The organism is Streptomyces sp. NPDC028722, assembly GCF_040637655.1.
Taxonomy (GTDB): Bacteria; Actinomycetota; Actinomycetes; order Streptomycetales; family Streptomycetaceae; genus Streptomyces.
In genome coordinates this window covers 58,701-77,996 of the sequence record NZ_JBEZWU010000012.1, presented here as the reverse complement: position 1 = coordinate 77,996, position 19,296 = coordinate 58,701, and the positions used below count along the sequence as shown (strand labels likewise).

10 protein-coding genes are annotated in these 19,296 nt (G+C 74.9%); 3 read left to right on the top strand and 7 right to left on the bottom strand.

The features are described from left to right. Window positions 1-140: 140 nt before the first annotated feature. Window positions 141-1,424 carry an MFS transporter gene (locus AB0F03_RS19965; protein WP_361993462.1) on the bottom strand — a complete coding sequence of 428 codons (1,284 nt, stop codon included), beginning with the start codon at window positions 1,422-1,424 and terminating at the stop codon, window positions 141-143. Between the two features lie 183 nt (window positions 1,425-1,607). On the opposite strand from AB0F03_RS19965, the gene AB0F03_RS19960 reads away from it, so the two are divergent. The 3 genes from AB0F03_RS19960 to AB0F03_RS19950 all read left to right on the top strand — a co-directional run bounded on the left by AB0F03_RS19960 (window position 1,608) and on the right by AB0F03_RS19950 (window position 10,635). After that, window positions 1,608-8,972, top strand: coding sequence for an amino acid adenylation domain-containing protein (locus tag AB0F03_RS19960; RefSeq protein ID WP_361993459.1), 7,365 nt, complete (start codon window positions 1,608-1,610; stop codon window positions 8,970-8,972). A gap of 136 nt (window positions 8,973-9,108) precedes the next feature. Beyond that, window positions 9,109-10,095 carry a TauD/TfdA family dioxygenase gene (locus AB0F03_RS19955; protein WP_361993456.1) on the top strand — a complete coding sequence of 329 codons (987 nt, stop codon included), beginning with the start codon at window positions 9,109-9,111 and terminating at the stop codon, window positions 10,093-10,095. A gap of 234 nt (window positions 10,096-10,329) precedes the next feature. Next, window positions 10,330-10,635 carry a hypothetical protein gene (locus tag AB0F03_RS19950; protein WP_361993453.1) on the top strand — a complete coding sequence of 102 codons (306 nt, stop codon included), beginning with the start codon at window positions 10,330-10,332 and terminating at the stop codon, window positions 10,633-10,635. 146 nt (window positions 10,636-10,781) lie between these two features. On the opposite strand, the gene AB0F03_RS19945 is transcribed toward AB0F03_RS19950, so the two are convergent. From AB0F03_RS19945 to AB0F03_RS19920, 6 genes are all read right to left on the bottom strand, one after another. Then, a complete protein-coding gene (locus AB0F03_RS19945; protein WP_361993450.1) occupies window positions 10,782-13,076 on the bottom strand; it encodes a lantibiotic dehydratase in 2,295 nt (764 codons plus the stop codon). Between the two features lie 11 nt (window positions 13,077-13,087). Beyond that, complete coding sequence (locus AB0F03_RS19940; protein WP_361993447.1) at window positions 13,088-13,351, bottom strand: phosphopantetheine-binding protein; 264 nt, start codon at window positions 13,349-13,351, stop codon at window positions 13,088-13,090. A gap of 109 nt (window positions 13,352-13,460) precedes the next feature. After that, a complete protein-coding gene (locus AB0F03_RS19935; RefSeq protein ID WP_361993444.1) occupies window positions 13,461-14,423 on the bottom strand; it encodes a threonine/serine dehydratase in 963 nt (320 codons plus the stop codon). Then, on the bottom strand, window positions 14,420-15,973 hold the full coding sequence (locus AB0F03_RS19930) for an amino acid adenylation domain-containing protein (RefSeq protein ID WP_361993441.1): 1,554 nt from the start codon (window positions 15,971-15,973) through the stop codon (window positions 14,420-14,422). Before AB0F03_RS19930 ends, AB0F03_RS19935 begins: the two co-directional genes overlap by 4 nt. Beyond that, window positions 15,970-18,291, bottom strand: coding sequence for a lantibiotic dehydratase (locus tag AB0F03_RS19925; protein ID WP_361993438.1), 2,322 nt, complete (start codon window positions 18,289-18,291; stop codon window positions 15,970-15,972). The genes AB0F03_RS19930 and AB0F03_RS19925 overlap by 4 nt, the downstream gene beginning before the upstream one ends. Beyond that, window positions 18,284-19,237 (bottom strand): ornithine carbamoyltransferase, encoded by a 954-nt coding sequence (locus AB0F03_RS19920; RefSeq protein WP_361993435.1) that lies wholly within the window; start codon window positions 19,235-19,237, stop codon window positions 18,284-18,286. The genes AB0F03_RS19925 and AB0F03_RS19920 overlap by 8 nt, the downstream gene beginning before the upstream one ends. Window positions 19,238-19,296: the final 59 nt, after the last annotated feature.

Sequence of the window (19,296 nt, the reverse complement as noted above, 5' to 3'; positions counted from 1 at the left end):
GCGTTCCCGTGCTCACGCACGGTCGGGCGGCGTCCTGGGTGGCGGGGCCGGCGCCACGAGGCTGCGGGCGGGCAACGGCGAAGCGCGGCGCACGGTGGGGAGCCGTGCGCCGCGCGGGGGCGGCTCTCGCGGGTCGGCCGTCAGGCGGCCGGCGTCGGCTCCGGCTCGTCGGCGGTCGCCGTGGCACCGGCCAGCGTGGGGGCGGAGCGCACCGAGGGGCTGAGCGCGGCAGTCGCGGCCAGCAGGACCATCCAGGCGGCGAGCACCCGGACGGTGGCGTCCGCGCCCAGCCCGGCCAGCAACTGGCCGCCGACCAGGGAGCCGAGCGGGACGGCGCCGAACGCGACCAGGCCGACCGCGCCGAGCACCCGGCCCCGGATGGCGTCGGGCGTGACGGCCAGCTGGTAGGCCGAGATGACCACGTTCCACACCGGGCCGACGAAACACATCAACGCGTACACCACGCCGATCAGGTACGGGTCGCGGACCACCAGGAGCACCGGAGTGAGCAGGGCCCACGCCCAGTTGGCGCCGATCACCACGGTCCGCATCGACAGCCGGCGCTCCACCGCGGGCGCGAGCAGCGAGCCGAGCACCCCGCCCATCGCCGCCACCCCGAACATCACGCCGATCGCGGCGGACGAGCCGTGCCGTCCGCGGGCCATCACGATGACCGTCAGGAAGAGCGCCTGGAACAGCAGGTTGCTCCCGGCGATCAGGAAGGTGGTCGTACGCAGGAAGGGCTGGCGCCACAACCAGCGCACTCCTTCGGTGAGTTCGCGGTGCAGCGAGGCGGTGCGGGGGCGCCGCTCGGCCTGGAACTCGCGGCGGATCAGCAGCAGGCCGACCAGCGACCACAGGTAGCTGGCGGCATCGAAGAGGAACGGCACCGCCCGGCCCAGGCCGAAGAGCACACCGCCCAGCGGCTGGCCGAGCATCGCGGCGCCGCGCGCCCGCGCCTCGTTGCGGGAGAGCGCGGCGGCGAGCTGGGAGGGGTGCACCACGTTGGGAACGGCCGCCGAGGCGGCGATCCGGAAGCACACCGTCAGCGTGCCCTCGGCGAACCCGACCGCGAGCACGTGCGGCAGCGACAGCCGGTGCAGCAGCAGGGCGGCCGCCACGCTGCCGATGGCCAGACCGCGCAGCACGTCGCAGATGATCATCGTCCGCCGCCGGTTCCAGCGGTCGACCAGCGCTCCGGCCGGCAACTGGAACAGCAGTTGCGGCAGCAGGGTGATGAAGCCGGTGAGCCCGGCGTCGGCCGGGGAGCCGGTCAGCGCGAGGATCAGCAGCGGGTAGGCCACGCTCGAGGCGTTGGAGCCCAGCCCGGAGACCGCCGCGGCCTGCCACAGCAGGACGAAGTCTCGGTTGCGCAGCAACGGCTTGACGGTCCGGGGGACTTCCTCGCGCACGGTGTGGGTCATGGCTCGATGCTGGGAGGCCGCCCGTCCCCGGCCCAGAGAAGGACCGGCAGTCACGCACGCAGTCCGCGGCCGGAAGTTCGCCGCGCTGACCCTGCCCCCCGCCCGTCCGCCGTCGGCAGGCTGCTGCCTGGCCGGTGGACCGTCGCCGGACCGGACCCCGTCGCACGCACAGGAAGGCGAAGGATGAGCACGAGCCCGAGCTCCCGCACGGAGCTGCTGCAGCGGCGCCTGCGCGGCCTGACGAAGAAGCGGCAGGACGGGATCGCCCCCGTTCCCCGGGACGGCGCTCTCCGGCTGTCGTTCGCGCAGCACCGTATGTGGGTGCTCGACCAGCTCCAGCCGGGCGGCACCGAGTACCTGATGCCGCTGCTGCTGCGCCTGCCCGGCCCGGTCGACCCGGTGGCGCTGCGGCGGGCCCTGGACGCGCTGGTGGCCCGGCACGAGGTGCTGCGCACCCGCTACCCGGCGGTGGACGACGAGCCGGTGCTGGTCATCGACGAGCCGGGCCCGATCGCCCTGACCACCGTGGACCTGCGCGGCGCGGACGGCCAGGACGGCGGGCCCGGCGCGGACAGCGGGCCCGGCACGGCCCTCGCACAGGCCGAGCGGCGGCTCGCCGAGCTGGTGGCCGAGGACGGCCGGCGCCCCTTCGACCTGGCCGCCGAGCACCCGGTCCGGGCGCTGCTCGCCAGGGTCGGCGAGGACGCCCACGCGCTGCTGCTGACCCTCCACCACATCGCCTCCGACGGATGGTCCGAAGGCGTGCTGCTCGGCGAACTCGACCGGCTCTACGAGGCGTTCGCCGCCGGGCGGCCCGCACCACTGGAACCGGCCGGCCTCCAGTACGCGGACTTCGCCGCCTGGCAGCGCGAGCAACTCTCCGGGGACCGCCTGGCGGCCCAGCTCGCCTACTGGCGCACCACCCTGGCCGACCTCACCCCGCTGGCGCTGCCCACCGACCGGCCGCGCGGCCCGGTCCGGGACGCCGCGGGCGCCACCGCGGCCTTCACCATCCCGGCCGAACTGGTGCAGCCGCTGACCGAGTTGGGGCGGAGCCGGGGCGCGACCCCGTTCATGGTGTTCCTGGCCGCCTTCCAGCTGCTGCTCGGCCGCAGCTGCGGGCAGCGCGACGTGGTGGTCGGCACCCCGGTGGCGGGCCGGGACCGGGCCGAGACCCAGGCCATGGTCGGCCTGTTCGCCAACACGGTGGCGCTGCGCACCGACCTGTCCGGCGCCCCGTCCTTCCTCGAACTCCTGGACCGAGTCCGGGAGACCGCGCTCGGCGCGTTCACCCACCAGGAGACCCCGTTCGAGCGGCTGGTGGACGAGCTGGCGCCCGAGCGCGACCCCTCCCGCAACCCGATCTTCCAGGTGGTCTTCCAGCTGGCCGCCCACACCCCGGCCGAGCCGGGCGCGCTGCGCGCCGGGCAGCAGCCGGTGGACTGGCGCACCGCCAAGTTCGACCTCGGCCTGGCCCTCGGCAGCACCGCCGAGGGCGCCCTCACCGGCCAACTGGAGTACGCGACCGCACTGTTCGACGAGGCGACGATCCACCGGACGATCGCGCACTACCTGCGGCTGTTGGCCGACATCGTCGCCGAGCCGGGCAAACCGGTCGACCGGCTCGAACTGCTGCCGGACGCCGAACGCGCACTCCTCGCCTCCTGGAGCGGATCCGGCCGAAGCTGTGCTGCCGAGCGGACCCTGCCCGAGGTCTTCGAGCGCTGGGCCGGTCGCACCCCCGACGCGCCCGCCGTCAGCTGCGAGGACGTCTCGCTCGGCTACGGCGAGCTGAACGCCCGGGCCAACCGCCTGGCCCACCGGCTGCGCGCGCACGGCGCCGGCCCCGAGAAACTGGTCGGAGTGCGGTTCGAGCGCGGGCTCGACCTGGTGGTGGCGCTGCTCGGCGTGCTCAAGTCCGGGGCCGGCTACCTCCCGCTCGACCCCGGCCAGCCGGCCGACCGGCTCCGCTACATCATGGCCGACGCCGGGGTGACGGCCCTGGTCGCCGACCGGCGCACGGGCGAGGAGGCCGTCACCACCCTGCTGCTCGGCGAGGACGACCAGCAGTGGCCCGACACCGACCCGGTCCCGCTCGCGAGTTCCGGCAACACCGCGTACGTCATCTACACCTCCGGCTCCACCGGAGCGCCCAAGGGCGTCCAGGTCACCCACGCGAACGTGCTGCGCCTGCTGGGCTCCTGCCAGCAGGACTTCGGCTTCGGCCCCGAGGACGTGTGGACGCTCTTCCACTCCTACGCCTTCGACTTCTCGGTCTGGGAACTCTGGGGCGCGCTGCTGAACGGCGGCCGGGTCGTGGTGGTGCCGTTCGCCGTCTCGCGCTCGCCGCAGGACTTCCTCGACCTGCTGGTCACCGAGCGGGTCACCGTGCTCAACCAGACCCCCTCCGCGTTCCGCGGTCTCCAGGAGGCGGTGGCACTGGCCGACCTGCGGCCCGGGGCCCTTGCGCTGCGGACCGTGGTCTTCGGCGGCGAGGCGCTGGACGTCACCGAACTGGCGCCCTGGTTCGAGCGGTTCGGCGACCAGCGGCCGTCACTGGTCAACATGTACGGCATCACGGAGACCACCGTGCACGTCACCTACCGCCCGGTCGGGGCCGGCGAGGAGGATGGCGCCCGGCGCAGCCCGATCGGCCGCCCGCTCGGCGACCTGCGGCTGTACCTGCTGGACCCCGACCTCAACCAGGTGCCGATCGGCGCCCCGGGCCAGCTCCACGTCTCCGGGCCCGGCCTGGCGCGCGGATACCTGGGCCGTCCGGGCCTGACCGCCGAGCGGTTCCTGCCCGACCCGTTCGCCACCGTGCCGGGGGCCAGGATGTACCGCACCGGCGACCTGGCGCGCTACGGCGTCGACGGCGAACTGGAGTTCCTCGGCCGGGCCGACGAGCAGGTGAAGATCCGCGGCCACCGGATCGAGCCCGGCGAGATCGAGGCGGCTCTCGGCAGCCGGCCCGAGGTGGAGAGCAGCCTGGTGATCGCGCACCGCCGCCCGGGGGAGCGGGAGGCCCGGCTGGTCGCGTACGTCGCCCCGAGGGCCGGCCACTCGGTCGAGGTGGCGGAGCTGCGGGCCCGGCTCGGCCGGACACTGCCCGGCTACATGGTGCCCGCCGTCTTCGTCCCGCTGGACGCCTTCCCGATGACGGCCAACGGCAAGATCGACCGCCGGGCGCTGCCCGACCCCGACGCGCACGGCGCCCGCGGAGCGGGCGAGTACGTCAACCCCCGGACCAGGACCGAGCAGATCGTCGCCGAGACCTGGGCCGAGGTGCTCGGCCTGCCGAAGGTCGGTGCCCTCGACAACTTCTTCGAGCTGGGCGGCGACTCGATCCGTGCGATCAAGGTGGTCGGCGCGCTGCGCCGGCGCGGGATCGACCTGACGGTGCAGAACCTGCTGGTGCACCAGAGCGTCGAGGACCTGGCGGGGTTCGCCGAGACGGCCGCGCCCGGCGGGCCGGCAAGCGTCGAGGAGGAGCGGGTGGCGCCGTTCGCGCTGCTGTCACCCGCCGACCGCGCGGCCCTGCCACCCGGCCTGGTGGACGCCTACCCGCTCGCGATGGTGCAGGCCGCGATGGTCTACCAGATGCTCGCCGACCGGGACGAGAGCCCCTACCACAACATCACGCTCTTCCCGTTCATCGACGACGCGCCGTTCTCGCTGCCGGCGCTGCGCGAGGCGGCCGCGCAGCTCACCAGGCGGCACGAGATCCTGCGCACCGGCTTCGACCTCACCGGTTTCTCCGAGCCGATGCAGCTCGTGCACGCCGAGGCCGTCGCCCAGGTCGGCTACGACGACCTGCGCGGGCTCGACGAGGAGCAGGTGCGGGCGGAGCTGGAGCGGTTCACCGCCGAGACCCGCCGCACGCCCTTCGACATCGGCGAGGCGCCGATGCTGCGCTTCCACGTCCACCAGACCGCCGAGGACCGCTGGACCTTCTCCTTCATCGAGTGCCACGCGATCCTCGACGGCTGGAGCCACCACTCCCTGATCGACGAGGTGATGAGCGACTACCGGGCGATCCGCGCCGGACTGGCCCCGGCCGGCCCGGCCGGGCACACCGTCCGGTTCGCCGACCACGTCGCGCTGGAACGGCGCTCGCTCGCCTGTGCCGAGGACCGGGAGTTCTGGCGGGCGCGCGTCGCCGCCTTCGAACGGGTCGCCCTGCCGCCCGCCTGGGCCGCCGACCCGCAGGACGAGGAGCGGGCGTTCCAGGTCACCGTGCCGTTCAGGGACCTGGAGCCGGGCCTGCGCCGACTGGCCGCCACCGCCGGGGTGCCGCTCAAGAGCGTACTGTTCGCCGCCCACCTGAAGGCGGTGGCCACGATCAGCGGCAGCCACCGCTTCCACAGCGGCCTGGTCTGCAACGGCCGCCTGGAGACCGACGGCGGCGAGCTGGTCCGCGGCATGCACCTCAACACCCTGCCCCTCGGCGTCGAGCTGACCGGCGCCACCTGGAGCGAACTGGCCGGGCAGGTGTTCACCGCCGAGGTGGAGGCCTGGCCGCACCGCCGGTTCCCGCTGCCGGAGATGCAGCGCGCCTGGGGCGAGGGCACTCCGCTCGTCGACGTCGCCTTCACCTACCTCGACTTCCACGTCCTGGACAGCCGGCAGATCGACTCAGGCAAGGTGGTCGACGTCAGCCCCAACGAGTTCGCGCTGGACGTGTGGACCTTCCCCGGGGTGGTCTTCATCTCCGGCCGGCCCGAGCGGATCAGCCGCGCCAACGGGCGCCGGCTGGCCGCGCTGTACCGGCGGATCCTGGAGGCGATGGCCGCCGACCCCCTGGGCGACGCCCGGGGCAGCGTCCTGGCCCCCGAGGAGCACGCCCGGCTGGCAAAGTTCGCGACCGGCCCCGCCACCACCTACCCGGACGCCTGCCTGCACCAGCTGTTCGAGGCGCAGGCCGAACGCACCCCACGGGCCACGGCACTGCGCTGCGCCGACGGCAGCACCCTCGACTACGCCGCACTCAACGCCCGCGCCAACCGGTTGGCCAGACGCCTGGGCGAGCTCGGGGTCGGCCAGGAGTCCCGGGTCGGCGTGCTGCTGCGCCGCGGCCCGGAGCTGGTGGTCGCGCTGCTGGCGGTCCTCAAGGCGGGCGCCGGCTACCTGCCGCTCGACCCGGGCCACCCGGCGGCCCGGCTGACCGGACTGCTCGCCGAGACCGGTGCCCGGGTGGTGGTCACCCAGACCGCCCTGGCCGGCCTGCTCGCCGCGAGCGCCGCCGAGCCGCTGCTGGTCGACCGGGACCCGGGCATCGCCGGCCAGGACCCGGGCAACCCCGGCCTCCCGGTGACGCCCGGTTCGCTGGCGTACGTGATCTACACCTCCGGCTCGACCGGAACGCCGAAGGGCGTGATGATCGAGCACCGCAACCTGGTCAACTACGTCTGCTGGTGCCTGGACGGCTACCGGCCGCTGGGCGGCACCGGCGCTCCGCTGTACTCCTCGGTGGCCTTCGACCTCCCGGTCACCTCGCTCTACCCCGCGCTGCTCTCCGGCCAGCCGGTCACCCTCACCGAGGACGACGGCACGCCCGGGATCGACGCCCTGGTCGCGGAGCTGGAGCGCGGCGGGTTCGGACTGCTGAAGCTGACGCCCTCCCACCTGGCACTGCTGAACCAGTCGCTGTCGCCACAGGCGCTGCGCCGTGCGGCCGGGCGTCTGATCGCCGGCGGCGAGGAGCTCACCCGGGAGATGGTCTCGCGCTGGGCCGAGCACGCGCCGGACACCGTGGTGGACAACGAGTACGGCCCGACCGAGACCACCGTCGGCTGCTCCCACCTCGAAGGCACCCCGGGCGAGCTGCCGGCCGGCGTGCTGCCGATCGGCCGTCCGTTCGCCAACACCACGATGCGGGTGCTGGACCGCGACCTCCAGCTGGTGCCGGTCGGGGTGGTCGGCGAACTGTACATCGGTGGGGCGCAGTTGGCCCGCGGGTACGTCGAACGCCCGGGACTGACCGCCGAACGCTTCGTGCCGGACCCGTACGCGGCGCGCCCCGGCGAGCGGCTCTACCGGTCCGGCGACCTGGCCCGCTACCGGGAGGACGGCGTGCTGGAGTTCGCCGGCCGGGTGGACCACCAGGTGAAGATCCGCGGCTACCGGATCGAGCCCGGCGAGGTGGAGGCCGCGCTGCGCCGCGAGGCCGAGCTGCGCGAGGTCGCGGTCCACATGGTCAGCACGCCGGGCGGGGAGAAGGAACTGGCCGCCTACCTGGTGCCGGCCGGCGGCGGCACGCTCGATCCGGTGACGCTGCGCGACCGGCTGGCCCAGGTGCTGCCGGCCCACCTGGTGCCGTCCAGGTACCTGGTGCTCGACGAGCTGCCGATGACCGCGAGCGGCAAGATCGATCTGGCCAGGCTGCCGAAGGACACCCGGCCGGCCTCCGCCCGCCCCTACCGCGCCCCGCGCACGGCCGTGGAGAACATCCTGGCCCGGGCCTGGGCCGCGGCACTCAAGCGCGAGCAGGTGGGGATCGACGACAGCTTCACCGAGCTGGGCGGCCATTCGCTGACGGTGATGCAGGTGATCACCAAGCTCCGGGCCGAGTACGGCTACAAGCTCACCTTCCAGGACTTCTACCGGCACCGGACGGTGGCCGAGCTGGCCGCCGTGGTGACCGACGCCAAAGCCGCGGAGGCCGCAGAGGGCGCGGGCGGCCCGGACGGCCCGAGCGGAGCGCAGGCCAGGGCGGCGGACTCGATCGTCTGGCTGCGCCGCACCGGCAGCCGGCCGCCGCTGTTCTGCGTGCACCCCGGCAGCGCCCACTGGTTCGCCGAGCTGGCCGACCACCTGGACCCGGACCAGCCGGTGGCCGCCTTCGAGTGGCCTGGCCTGAGCCGTCCGTGCCCGGCGCCGGAGAGCGTCGAGCAGGTCGCCGAGCTGAACCTGGCCGAACTGCGGAGGATCGCCCCCAGCGGTCCGTACCACCTGCTCGGCTGGTGCGGCGGCAGCCAGATCACCACCGAGATGGTGCGCCGCCTGCACGCGGCGGGCGAGGAGGTCACCTTCCTGCTGCTCGACCCCGCACTGGACACCTACGAGCGGGAGAACATGCACGAGTTCGTCCGGCGGTTCGAGCGGGCCGAGGCGGCGTTCGCCGAACTCGCCGACGCCGCGCGGTCCGGAGCCGGCCAGGAGCGGGTGGCCGAGCTGCGGCAGCGGGCCGGTGACCTGCTCAACGGGATCCTGGACGACGGCGAGGTGGCCCCGCCCGAACCGGGCGACGACTTCTGGCCGGGGCGGATCCGGGTCTGGCGGGAGCTGCTGCAAACCCGGCTGGCCTACCGCCACACGCCGTACCCGGGCCGACTGCACCTGCTCGCGGGTGACGACGTCGCGGCGGGTGAGCACGAGGTCGCGGAAGGGGTCAGCTTCGAGGACTTCACCGCGCGCTGGCGGGAGCTGGCCTCCGGCGGGCTGACGGTCCACCGGGTGGGCGGCAACCACCTGGGCGTCCTCAAGCCGCCCCATGTCGCCCAGGTCGCGGAGGTGTTGACCGGCCTGCTGGCCGGCGAGCAGCAGTAAGCACCCGGCCGGGGCGGGTGGCCGGGCCCGCCCGCCCCGGTGCCGGACGAACCGGCCGGCGCGTGCACGACCCACCCGCCGGGTCCGCCTCCGAGCCCGGCCGGGACCACGTACCACCGACGAAGGAAGTGAACCGATGCCCCCCGTTCTCACAGCGGACTCGCACGACAGCGTGGTGACCCTGGACCCCAGCGCGTCCATGGCCGTCGAGAGCCTGGCCGCCGACCTCCTGTCCTTCGCGGACGGACGGATCGACGATCCCGCCTGGATCCGCCAAGCCGGCCGGCGCCGCCACGAGCTGCCCGCCCCCCTGCGCAGATCCCTGGCCGACTTCGGCCGCGACCCAGGACCGGCCGGCGCGCTGCTGATCCGCGGCCTGCCGGTCGACGAGGAGCTGATCGGGCCGACCCCCCTGGTCAGCGGCTCCGTCCAGCGCGAGGCCACCATCCCCGCGGCCGTCCTGATGCTCCTCACCCACGCGCTCGGCGAGCCGATCTCCTTCCGGCCCGAGAAGTCCGGCGCGATGGTCCATGACGTGGTTCCGGTGCGGGGCAGCGAGGAGTTCCAGGGCAACGAGGGCTCGGCCCTGCTGACCTTCCACAACGAGAACGCCTTCCACCCGCACCGCCCCGACTTCGTCCTGCTGCTGTGCGTGCGGGCGGACCACGACCGGGTGGCCGGGCTGCGCACCGCCTCCATCCGGCAGGTCCACCACCTGCTCGGCGACACCCACCGTGAGGCGCTCTTCCAGCCCGAGTTCAGCACCGCGCCGCCGCCCTCCTTCGCACTGCCCGCGGCGCACTCCCGGCCGCACCCGGTGCTCAGCGGCGCTCGCGAGGACCCGGACCTGCTGGTCGACTTCGCCGCCACCGAGCCGCTCACCGAGCGGGCGGCGCAGGCCATGCTGGAACTCCAGCGGCTCTTCGCGGCGCACGCGCTCACCCACCACCTGCTGCCCGGTGACCTGGCGATCGTCGACAACCGGGTGACCGCGCACGGCCGCACCGGGTTCGTGCCGCGCTACGACGGACGCGACCGCTGGCTGCACCGCACCTTCGCGACCCAGGACCTGCGCCGCTCGCGCGTCCACCGGGCCGGCGACGGCCACGTCCTGACCGGCTGACACCGAGCCGGCGGCGGGGAGGGCCCGAGGGAGCAGCCGATCGTACGAGCGTCACCGTCTCGTTCGCCGGTGTCCTGATCGCGGTCGCGGCCGGCGGCGAGTCGCCCGCCGCGACCGCGCGCGTCCTGTGGCCGGCCGCAGGACGCGGCGTCGCGCTCGGCACCGTGGCGTCCCGGGAGGGCCCGGACGCGGTGGCGATCACCGTCCCGCGGCTGCACGGGCCGGCCCCCCGCCGTGGCGGCAGCGGCGCCGGCCCTGGCCGGCGCCGACCGGGTCCGCCTGGACGACCGGGTGGCCGAAGCGGCGGTGCTCGGCACCGGCCTGCGACCGGCCCCCGCGATGACGGCGGCCTTCTGCGCGGCGCAGGCCCGCGCGGGGGCGTGCCTGGCGGCCACCTCGTTCGACTCCCGCCGGCTCGGCGCGTTCTGCCCCCAGGCAGAACTGGGCTCGGCTGTCCGCGCGTTGTGTGAGATCTTCGCGACCGGCGTGCTCGGTACCGGTGCACCGGCCGAGCCGCGGCGGCTGCCGACCCTCGGCTGACCGGCCCCTGACGGACCCTCGCCGTCCAATCCCTGACGGGTCGTCAGCGTTTGGCGCCGGTGTCCGTCGGTGTTCGCTCCCGGCGTGGCATGGTGACGGGCCGCCCCCGGTCGGTCTTCGGGGGCGGCCCGTCCGGCCGGCCGGCGTCAGTCGCCGAGGGCGACGAAGCGCAGTTCGCTGGTGTAGCGGTTGCCCTGGTCGTCGGTGAGCCAGGTCTGCTCCGGGCTGGGCAGCATCTCGGTGACCGTCAGCCGGCCCTCCGGGTCCTGCCGGGCCAGCCGGCGGACCGCCTTGGCGAACAGGTTGACGTACGCCGGACTCTCGAAGTCCACGAAGAACGGCCGGGGTTCGGTCGGCGTGGTGACGAAGACGAACCTGGGCAGCCCGCTCGCGGCGTGCCAGCGGCGGACCCGCACGAAGCGGCGTGCCTCGTTCTTGTCCTGGGCGCAGTCCAGCGCGGCGCCCGCGTACCGCCAGGTCTCCCGGGCCAGCACCAGCCGGTCCACGGTGATCCGGGGCGTGTGGTCGGCCTCCGGCAGCAGCCGGCAGAGGTCGATCACCAGCGTGGTCAGCACGTGCGCGAAGACGTCCAGCACGCCGAAGACCGCGCCGTCGGGCAGCCGGACCACCAGGCGGCCGTCCTGCCGCTCCACCACCGCCTCGGCGCTCGCCACGGTGCGCTCCCGGTGCGGGTCGGCGCCGTGGTCGAGCAGGGCGATCTGGTAGTCCTCGGGGCGGACCAGTGCGTGCCGGACCCGGGTGGAGAGCCGGGCCCGGTGCTCCTTGGGCAGCAGCGGCATCAGCCGCGGCCGCGGATGGTCCAGGCCGGTCTGCGCGAACAGCTCGGCCGGGGCCGGGTGCTGGTGGACGAAGAGCGAGGCACCGAGGGTGTTGATGGCCACGTGCAGCTCGCCGAGCACCAGCTCGAACTCGCCCCGTTCGACGGCCCGCCGCCCGTCGGCGGCGAGCATCACGTCCGGGCTGAGGTAGCGGGCCGCGGTCCAGCCGGCCGATCGCTCGTCGAAGGCGGCCCGCACCGCCCCGGCGATGTCCGCCGCGGCGACCGCGACGTTGCCCTCGTGCTCCGGCAGGCGCAGGATCGCGGACCAGCGGTGCCAGAACTCGCGCTGTAGGGCCGCCGCCTCGCCCGCCGCGTCACCGTGCAGGATCGGCATGCAGGCGAACCAGAACGACGCCAGGTCCACCGGTCCGCCGGCGGCCGTGCTCAGCCGCTCGTGGACCTGTTCGGCCAGCGCCAGCACCCGGGAGGCCAGCCGGGAGGTGAGCCAGCCGGCGCTGGTCATCAGCAGGTCAAGCGGCTCCAGCGCCCGCAGCACCTCGGCGCCGACCGTCGCGGTCGCGGCCCTGACGCTGTCCGAGTAGACGAGGGTGCGGCAGGGCGCGGTGGTGCTGCCCTTCTCGCGGGCCGCCGCCGTGTCGGTCAGCTCCCGGAAGTCGGATTCCAGGGCGGCCAGCGCCGCGGTCAGCTCCGGCGCGGTGGCCGCCGCGGCGACCCCGGCCCGGCCGCGTTCGAGCACCTCCAGCATGCCGAGGCCGCGCCGGCGCGCCGGCTCGTCGCCGACCCGCTCCAGCCAGTCCCGCAGGTGGCGCTCGGGGTGGGTGCCGGCCGGCACCTCCAGCTTGCGGACGATCCAGCGCCGCCGGACCAGCCGATCGAGCAGGTCCTCGACCTGCTGCGGCGCGGCCCGGTCGGCCAGCTCGCGCCGGATCTCCCGGGCCGGGCGCCGGCCGTCGCACAGCCGCAGGGCCGCCAGCTCCAGCTCGGTGGCCGGCTGCGCGGGCCGGCCGGGCAGCAGGACCGCCGCCGCGCCGGTCCGCAGGTACGGCATGCGGCGCGGGGCGACCCACTCGCGCAGCCGCGGGTCGGCGTCCAGGACCTTGGCCAGCTCGTCGATCGACCAGCTGGAGAAGTACACCCCGGTCCTGGTCACCAGGCCCTCGCCCGGCTCGACCGTCACGCCGGGCCGGTCCGGGTCGAGGGTGCCCCAGCCGACCGGGCCGAAGAAGCCGATGGTGTCGTTCTTGACGCAGAACCGCTGCCAGTAGTGCGCCACCAGCTCCTCGCGCTGCCGGTGGCTGCTGGTCCGCCCGGCCGCGCTCGGCTCCCAGCGCACGAACGGCTCCACGGCGCGGCCGACCACCGCGCGGTTCTGCCAGGCCACCGCGGCCTGGAAGTCCGGCCGGGCGGCGATCCGTTGCAGCTCCCTGGCGCCGTCCACCGCGGCCTCGGCGAAGGCCGCCTCGAAGGCCTTCCAAGCGGGCCCGGTCAGCGCGGCCCGCGGTCCCAGGGCGTCCGCCGCCCGGGCCAGTTCGGGCGCGGCCAGCCGCAGCACCCCGTCGGCCGGGAAACCCGGCCCGCGCAGGGCGAACTGCCGCCACAGCTGCCACTTGTCCCCCAGCGGGACGGTTGTCCCGGCCATGGTGCCTCCTTCTAGCTCAGGCCGGCGTCGGCGATGACGACCATGGCGAGGTCCTCGGGCGACGGGTAGGTGAAGACCAGGGCGACCGGCACGTCCGCACCGACGGCCTGCTGCAGCCGGGCGGTGATCTGGAAGGCGCTGAGCGAGTCGCCGCCCGCCTCGAAGAAGTCGCTGAAGGTGTTCAGCGTGTCGTCGCCCAGCGTCTCCCGGTAGAAGGAGGCGATCAGCTCGGGCAGTTCTGCCGGTGCCACCTGCGGGCTGTGCGTGCTGGTCATCCGGTACCTCCGAGTGAGTAGCTGCTTGCTGTACGGGTGCGTGGTGAGTTGGCGCGACATCGGGAAACGGTGCGGTAGCGCCGGCCCGGTGCCGGCGGTGTCGCGGGGGTCAGACCGGATCGCCCGGGGGAGGGCCCAGCAGCCTGGCGGACAGTGCGGCGGGCGTGTTGCCCCCCGACACCACGACGGCGACGCGCTCGCCGCGCAGCCGGCGGCCCGCCGGACAGAGCGCCCCGGCCAGTGCGACGCTGCCGCTGGGCTCGGCGGGGACGCCCGCCCGGTGCAGCAGCCGCATGGCCCTCAGGATCGCCTCGTCGGCGACCTCGACCAGCGCGTCCACCCGCTCCTGGACGATCGGGAACGTGACGGTGCCCGGCCGCTGCCCGCGCAGCCCGTCGGCGACGGTGGCCGACGGCGGCACGGCGACCGGTCGTCCGGCGGCCAGCGAGCGGGCGTACCGGTCGGCCCCGGCCGGCTCCACGCCGACGATCCGCACCGGGCGGCTGGCCGCCCGCGCGGCCAGGCAGATGCCGGCGAGCAGGCCGCCGCCGCCGGTCGGGACGAAGACGGTGTCGACCTCGGGCGCCTGCTCGAAGATCTCCAGGCCGACCGTGCCCTGGCCCGCGACCACCAACTCGTGGTCGGAGGAGGGCACGAACAGCGCGCCGGTCCGCTTCGCGTGGGCCAGCGCCTGCCGTTCGCGCTCGGCCACGCCGCCGTCCACCCGGAGTACCCGCGCGCCCAGTGAGCGGATGACCCGCTCCTTGTCCGCGCTGGCCCCGGCCGCCATCACCACGGTGACCGGGACGCCGAGGGCCCGGCCGTTGCGGGCCACCGCGATGCCGTGGTTGCCCGAGGAGCCGGTGACGATCTCGCCCGCGGTAGCACCGGCCATCGCGTTGGCGGCGCCGCGGACCTTGAAGGAGCCGCTGTGCTGGAGGTGTTCGGCCTTGAGCAGGATGCCGGGCAGCGCGTCGAGGGTCAGCAGCGGGGTGCGGCGCACCCGGGCGGCGATCCGGTCGGCCGCCGCCCGGACGTCCGCCACCCCGAGTCGGGTCGGCAGGGCCGTCACGGTGTCCGGTCCAGGGGCGGGGAACCCAGCGCGCGGCGGTCGGCCTTGCCGGTGCTGGTGGTCGGCACCCGGTCGATCCGGGCGAAGCGGCGCGGCATCAGGTGGAACGGCAGGGTCCGCGCCAGGTGGGCGCGGAGCCCGGCGTCGGTCACCCCGGCCAGTGCCCCGGAGACGTGGGCGACCAGGTAGGTGCGGCCCTGGCCGTCGGTCTCCGCGGTGACCACGGCGCCGGTCACCGCGGGATGGCCGAGCAGTTCGCCCTCGATCTCGGCCGGGTCCACCCGGTAGCCACGGATCTTGATCTGCCGGTCGCCGCGGCCCAGGTACTCCAGGTTGCCGTCGGGCCGCCGCCGGGCAAGGTCGCCGGTCCGGTACATCCGCGCGCCGGGCGGGCCCGCCGGATCGGGCAGGAAGCGTTCGGCGGTCAGCGCGGGGCGGCCGCAGTAGCCGCGCGCCACGCCGGCGCCGGCGATGTGGATCTCGCCGACCTCGCCGTCCGCCACCGGCTCGGACCCGTCGTCCAGCAGCCGGACGGCGACCCCGTCGATCGGCGTGCCGATCAGGTCGGCGGTGGTCTCCGGCCGCTCGGGCAGGTGCAGCCGGGTCGAGGTCATGGTGCACTCGGTCGGGCCGTACTGGTTGACCAGCCCGCCGCCGAGCGCCCGGTGGCCGCCGGCGGCCAGGAACGGCCGCAGCGACTCCCCGCTGGAGACGGTCAGCCGCAGCCCGCGCAGCTCCGCGGCGATCGTCTCGTGCCGGGTCAGGAAGGTGAGCAGCGACGGGGTGGCGCTGAGCACCGTGTCCACGCCGAACCGCCGCACCGTCTCGGCGAAACCCTCCGCCCGGAGCAGCACCGAGCGGTCCGCCAGGACCAGCCGGGCACCGGCGACCAGCGGGGCGAAGGTGTCCCGGACGGACGCGTCGTAGCCGAGCGGGGCCAGCTGCAACGCGGTGGTGCGCGGGCCCAGCCCGTAGTCCCGGGCCACGAACCGCAGGTAGCGGGTGAGCCCGCGGTGCTCGATCAGCACCGCGTTGGGCGTACCGGTCGAGCCGGACGTGTGCGAGACGTACGCCAGTGAGGACGCCACGATCTGCGGCAGCGCGGTCCGCGCGGCCGGTTCCGGCGCGCCTTCACAGCCCGCCCCGGCCTCCTCGTCGATCAGCACGGTCGGCCCAAGGACGGCGAGTTGGAGTTTCTCGGCCAGAGCGGCGGTGGTGAGCAGGACGCCGGCCCGGGCACTGTCGGCCATCGCCCGCAGCCGTGGCAACGGCGCGTCCACGTCCAGGGTGAGGAAGGCACCACCGGCCCGGGAGACGGCGGCCATCGCCACCACGGCGTGCGGGCCGCGCTCCAGCGCCACCGCGCAGACCCGCTCGGGACCGACCCCGCGCGCGGCCAGCAGCCGGGCCAACCCGTCGATGCGGGCGGCCAGTTCGCCGTACGTCAGGACGCCCTCCGGGGTGACCAGGGCCGGCGCCCCGGGAGCGCCGGCGGCGTGCGCCGCGATCGCGTCGACGTAGCTCGGCTCCACGGTCGGCTCTCCGGTCATCCGGCACCGCCCGGCAGCTTGGAGCGGTCGACCGCGACGAAGCGCAGCTCGGAGGTGTACCTGCTGCCCAGGTCGTCGGTGAGCCAGGCCTGTTCCGGGGTCGGAAGCATCTCGGAGACGGTCAGCCGGGCCTGCGGGTCGCGGGCGGTCAGCCGGCGGATCGCCTTGGCCAGGATGTTGACGTACACCGGGCTGTCGAAGTCCACGTAGAACGGGCGGGGTTCGGCGGGGGAGACCACGAAGACGTGCCGCGGCAGCTCCGTCGCGGCCTGCCAGTGGCGGGCCCGGACGAACCGCTTCGCCTCGCTCTTGTCGGTGGCGAACGGCAGTTGACCGGCGGCGAAGCGCCAGGTCTCGCGGGAGAGGACCATCTTGTCCACGGTGACCCGGGGGGAGTGGTCGGCGTCCGGGCGGATCTGGAACCGGTCCATCACCCGGTTGGTCATCGCGTGGCAGAAGACGTCGAGCAGGTCGAACACGGCGCCGTCGGGCAGTTCGGCGACCAGCCGGCCCGCCCGCTCCTCGACCGCCACGTCCGCACAGCGGACGGTGCGCGGCCGGCGCGGGTCGGCCGTGTGGTCCACCAGCGCGACGTAGTAGTCCTGCGGGCGGTCCAGCGCCGGGCGGCTGCGCGCGGACCAGCGGATCAGCGGCAGCTCCTTGGGCAGCATCGGGACCAGCCGGGGACCGGGGAAGTCCGCCGTGGTCTCGGCGATCAGCTCCTCGCGGTCCGGGTGCTGGGTGACGAACAGCGAGGCGCCCAGCGTGTTCATCGCCACGTGCAGCTCGCCGAGCACCAGGCTGAACTCGCCCCGCTCCACGGCCCGCAGGTCCTCGGCGATGAGCATCACGTCCGGGCTGGCGTAGCGGGACAGCGACCAGCCGGTGCCCGGCTCCCCGAACGCCTTGTGGACCTGCTCGGCGATGTCGGCCGAGGCCCGCTCCACCCGGCGGGCACCCTCGGGGGCGGCGATGACGGCCGCCCAGCGCTCGCGCAGCTCCGCCTGGATGGCGTCGATGTCGGCGATAGACCGGCTGTGCGGGGCGGGCAGGCACTCGAACCAGAGCGAGCCCAGGTCCACCGTCCCGTGCTTCGCGCGCAGCCGCCGGTACGCGTCGGTGATCCGGGCGCCGACGACCTCGGCGAACCGGTCGGTCATCCAGCGGGAGGCGGTCAGGCACAGCTCCAGCGGGGTGAGGGCGTCCAGCACCGCACTGCCGACCCGGGCCGTCGCCGAGCGGCGGCAGTCCGCGTACACCAGGGAGCGGTTGGGCGCCGTCCTGGCACCCTTCTCGCGCTGCGCCGCAGCCCGCGTCAGGCGGGCGAAGTCGGCCTCCAGGGCGGCGAGCGCCGCGACCAGCTCCTCCGCGTCGGTCCCGGCGGCCTGCACCCGGTCCCGGCCGCGTTCCAGCACGGCGAGGCCGGCCAGGGCCGGCTCGCGGACCGCCGGGTCGCCGACCCGCTCCAGGGTCTCGCGCAGGTGGCGCTCCGGGTAGGCGGTGGCGGGGATCTCCAGCCGCCAGGTGATCCAGCGCCGCCGGACCAGCCGGCCGAGGAGGTCCTCCACCTCGGCCGGCGCGGCCCGGTCGGCCAGCTCCCGCTGGATGTCCCGGGCCGGGCGCACCCCGTCGCAGCGCAGCAGCACCTCGCGCTCCAGCTCCGACACCGGCTGCGCGGGCCGCCCCGGCAGCCGTACCTGCGCCCCCCCGATCCGCAGGTACGGCAGCCGGCGCGGCGCCAGCCAGGGGCGCAGGCCCGGGTCGCGGTCCAGGGTCCTGGCCAGCTCGTCGATCGACCAGCTGGAGAAGAAGACCTCGGAGCGGCTGATCAGGCCCGTGCCGCGGTCCACCTCGACCCCGCGCAGCTCCGGGTCGAGGGTGGCCCAGCCGACCGGGCCGAAGAAGCCGATGGTGTCGTTCTTGACGCAGAACCGCTGCCAGTAGTGCGCCACCAGCTCCTCGCGCTGGCGGGGCATGCTGGTCCGGCCGGCCGCGCTCGGCGTCCAGGCCAGGAACGGCGCGATGCCGGTGCGCAGCACGGCCCGGTTCTGCCAGGCCACCGCGGCCCGGAAGTCGGGTCGGCCGGCGATCGTCTGCAGCTCCCTGGCGGTGTCCACGGCCGCGTCGGCGAAGGCGGTCTCGAAGGACTGCCAGTCGGCTCCGGCCAGCTCCGCCCCGGCGCCGAACCGGTCGGCCGCCTCGGCCAGGCCCTGCGGCGCCAGCCGCAGCACCCCGGTGACCGGGAAGCCCGGTCCGCGCAGCGCGAAGTGCCGCCACAGGCGCCAGCCGCCGCCGGGCAGCAGCACGGGCTCACTCATCGCCGTCTCCCGCCGGGGCGCCGCCGACGCACCACTCCAGCACCGCGCGGGCGCTGTGGTACTTGTTCTCGGCCTGCTCGAACGCGATCGAGGCGGGCCCGTCGAGCACCTCGGCGGTCACCTCGTCACCGCGGTGCGCGGGCAGGTCGTGCATGAACAGCGCGCCGGGACTGGCCTCCATGACGGCCTTGTCGACCCGGAACGGCTCGAAGGCGCGCTGCCAGTCGGGGTCGGCCTTGGTGGTGCCGGTGGTCTGCCAGCGAGTGGTGTAGACCACATCTGCCTCGGGCAGATCGGCCGGGTCGTGCCGCTGCGTCACCAGCGCGCCGCCGGCCGCCGCGTACTCGGCGGCCCGGTCGAGGTAGTGCTGCTCGACCCCGTACCCCTGCGGAGTGCGCAGGTGCAGTTCGGTGCCGGGGTAGCGGGACAGCGCCAGGGTCAGTGCCGAGGCGGTGTTGTTGCCCTCGCCGAGGTAGAGGACCCGCAGGCCGTCGATCCGCCCGAACCGGCGCAGCAGCGTGGTCAGGTCGGTGAGCGCCTGGGTGGGGTGCTCGGCGGCGCTCATCGCGTTGACCACGGCCATCCGCCGCTGGGCGGCGAAGGCCCGCAGCTCGGCCTCGCCACCGGCGGTCCTGACCACCAGCACGTCGAGCATCCGGGACAGCACCGCGGCGGTGTCCTCGACCGTCTCCCCGGTGTTCTCCTGAAGGTCCCCGGGGCCGTAGGTGATCAGCCGGCCGCCCAGGCGCAGGGCCCCGGCCGAGAAGGCGGTGCGGGTGCGGGTGGAGGTCTTGCGGAACAGCACCCCCACCACGGCGTCGTGCAGCGGGCGGGCGTCCTCGCGACGGCCGGCGGCGAACTCGGCACCCCGCCGCACGATGCCGTGCATCTCCTCGAAGCCGAGGTCCTCGATCGAGATCAGGTGTCGGCGTAGCGGACCGGACATCTGCGGTCTCCTTCCTTCCTTGACGGGCTTGACGGGCTTGACGGCCTGGAACAGGGCTT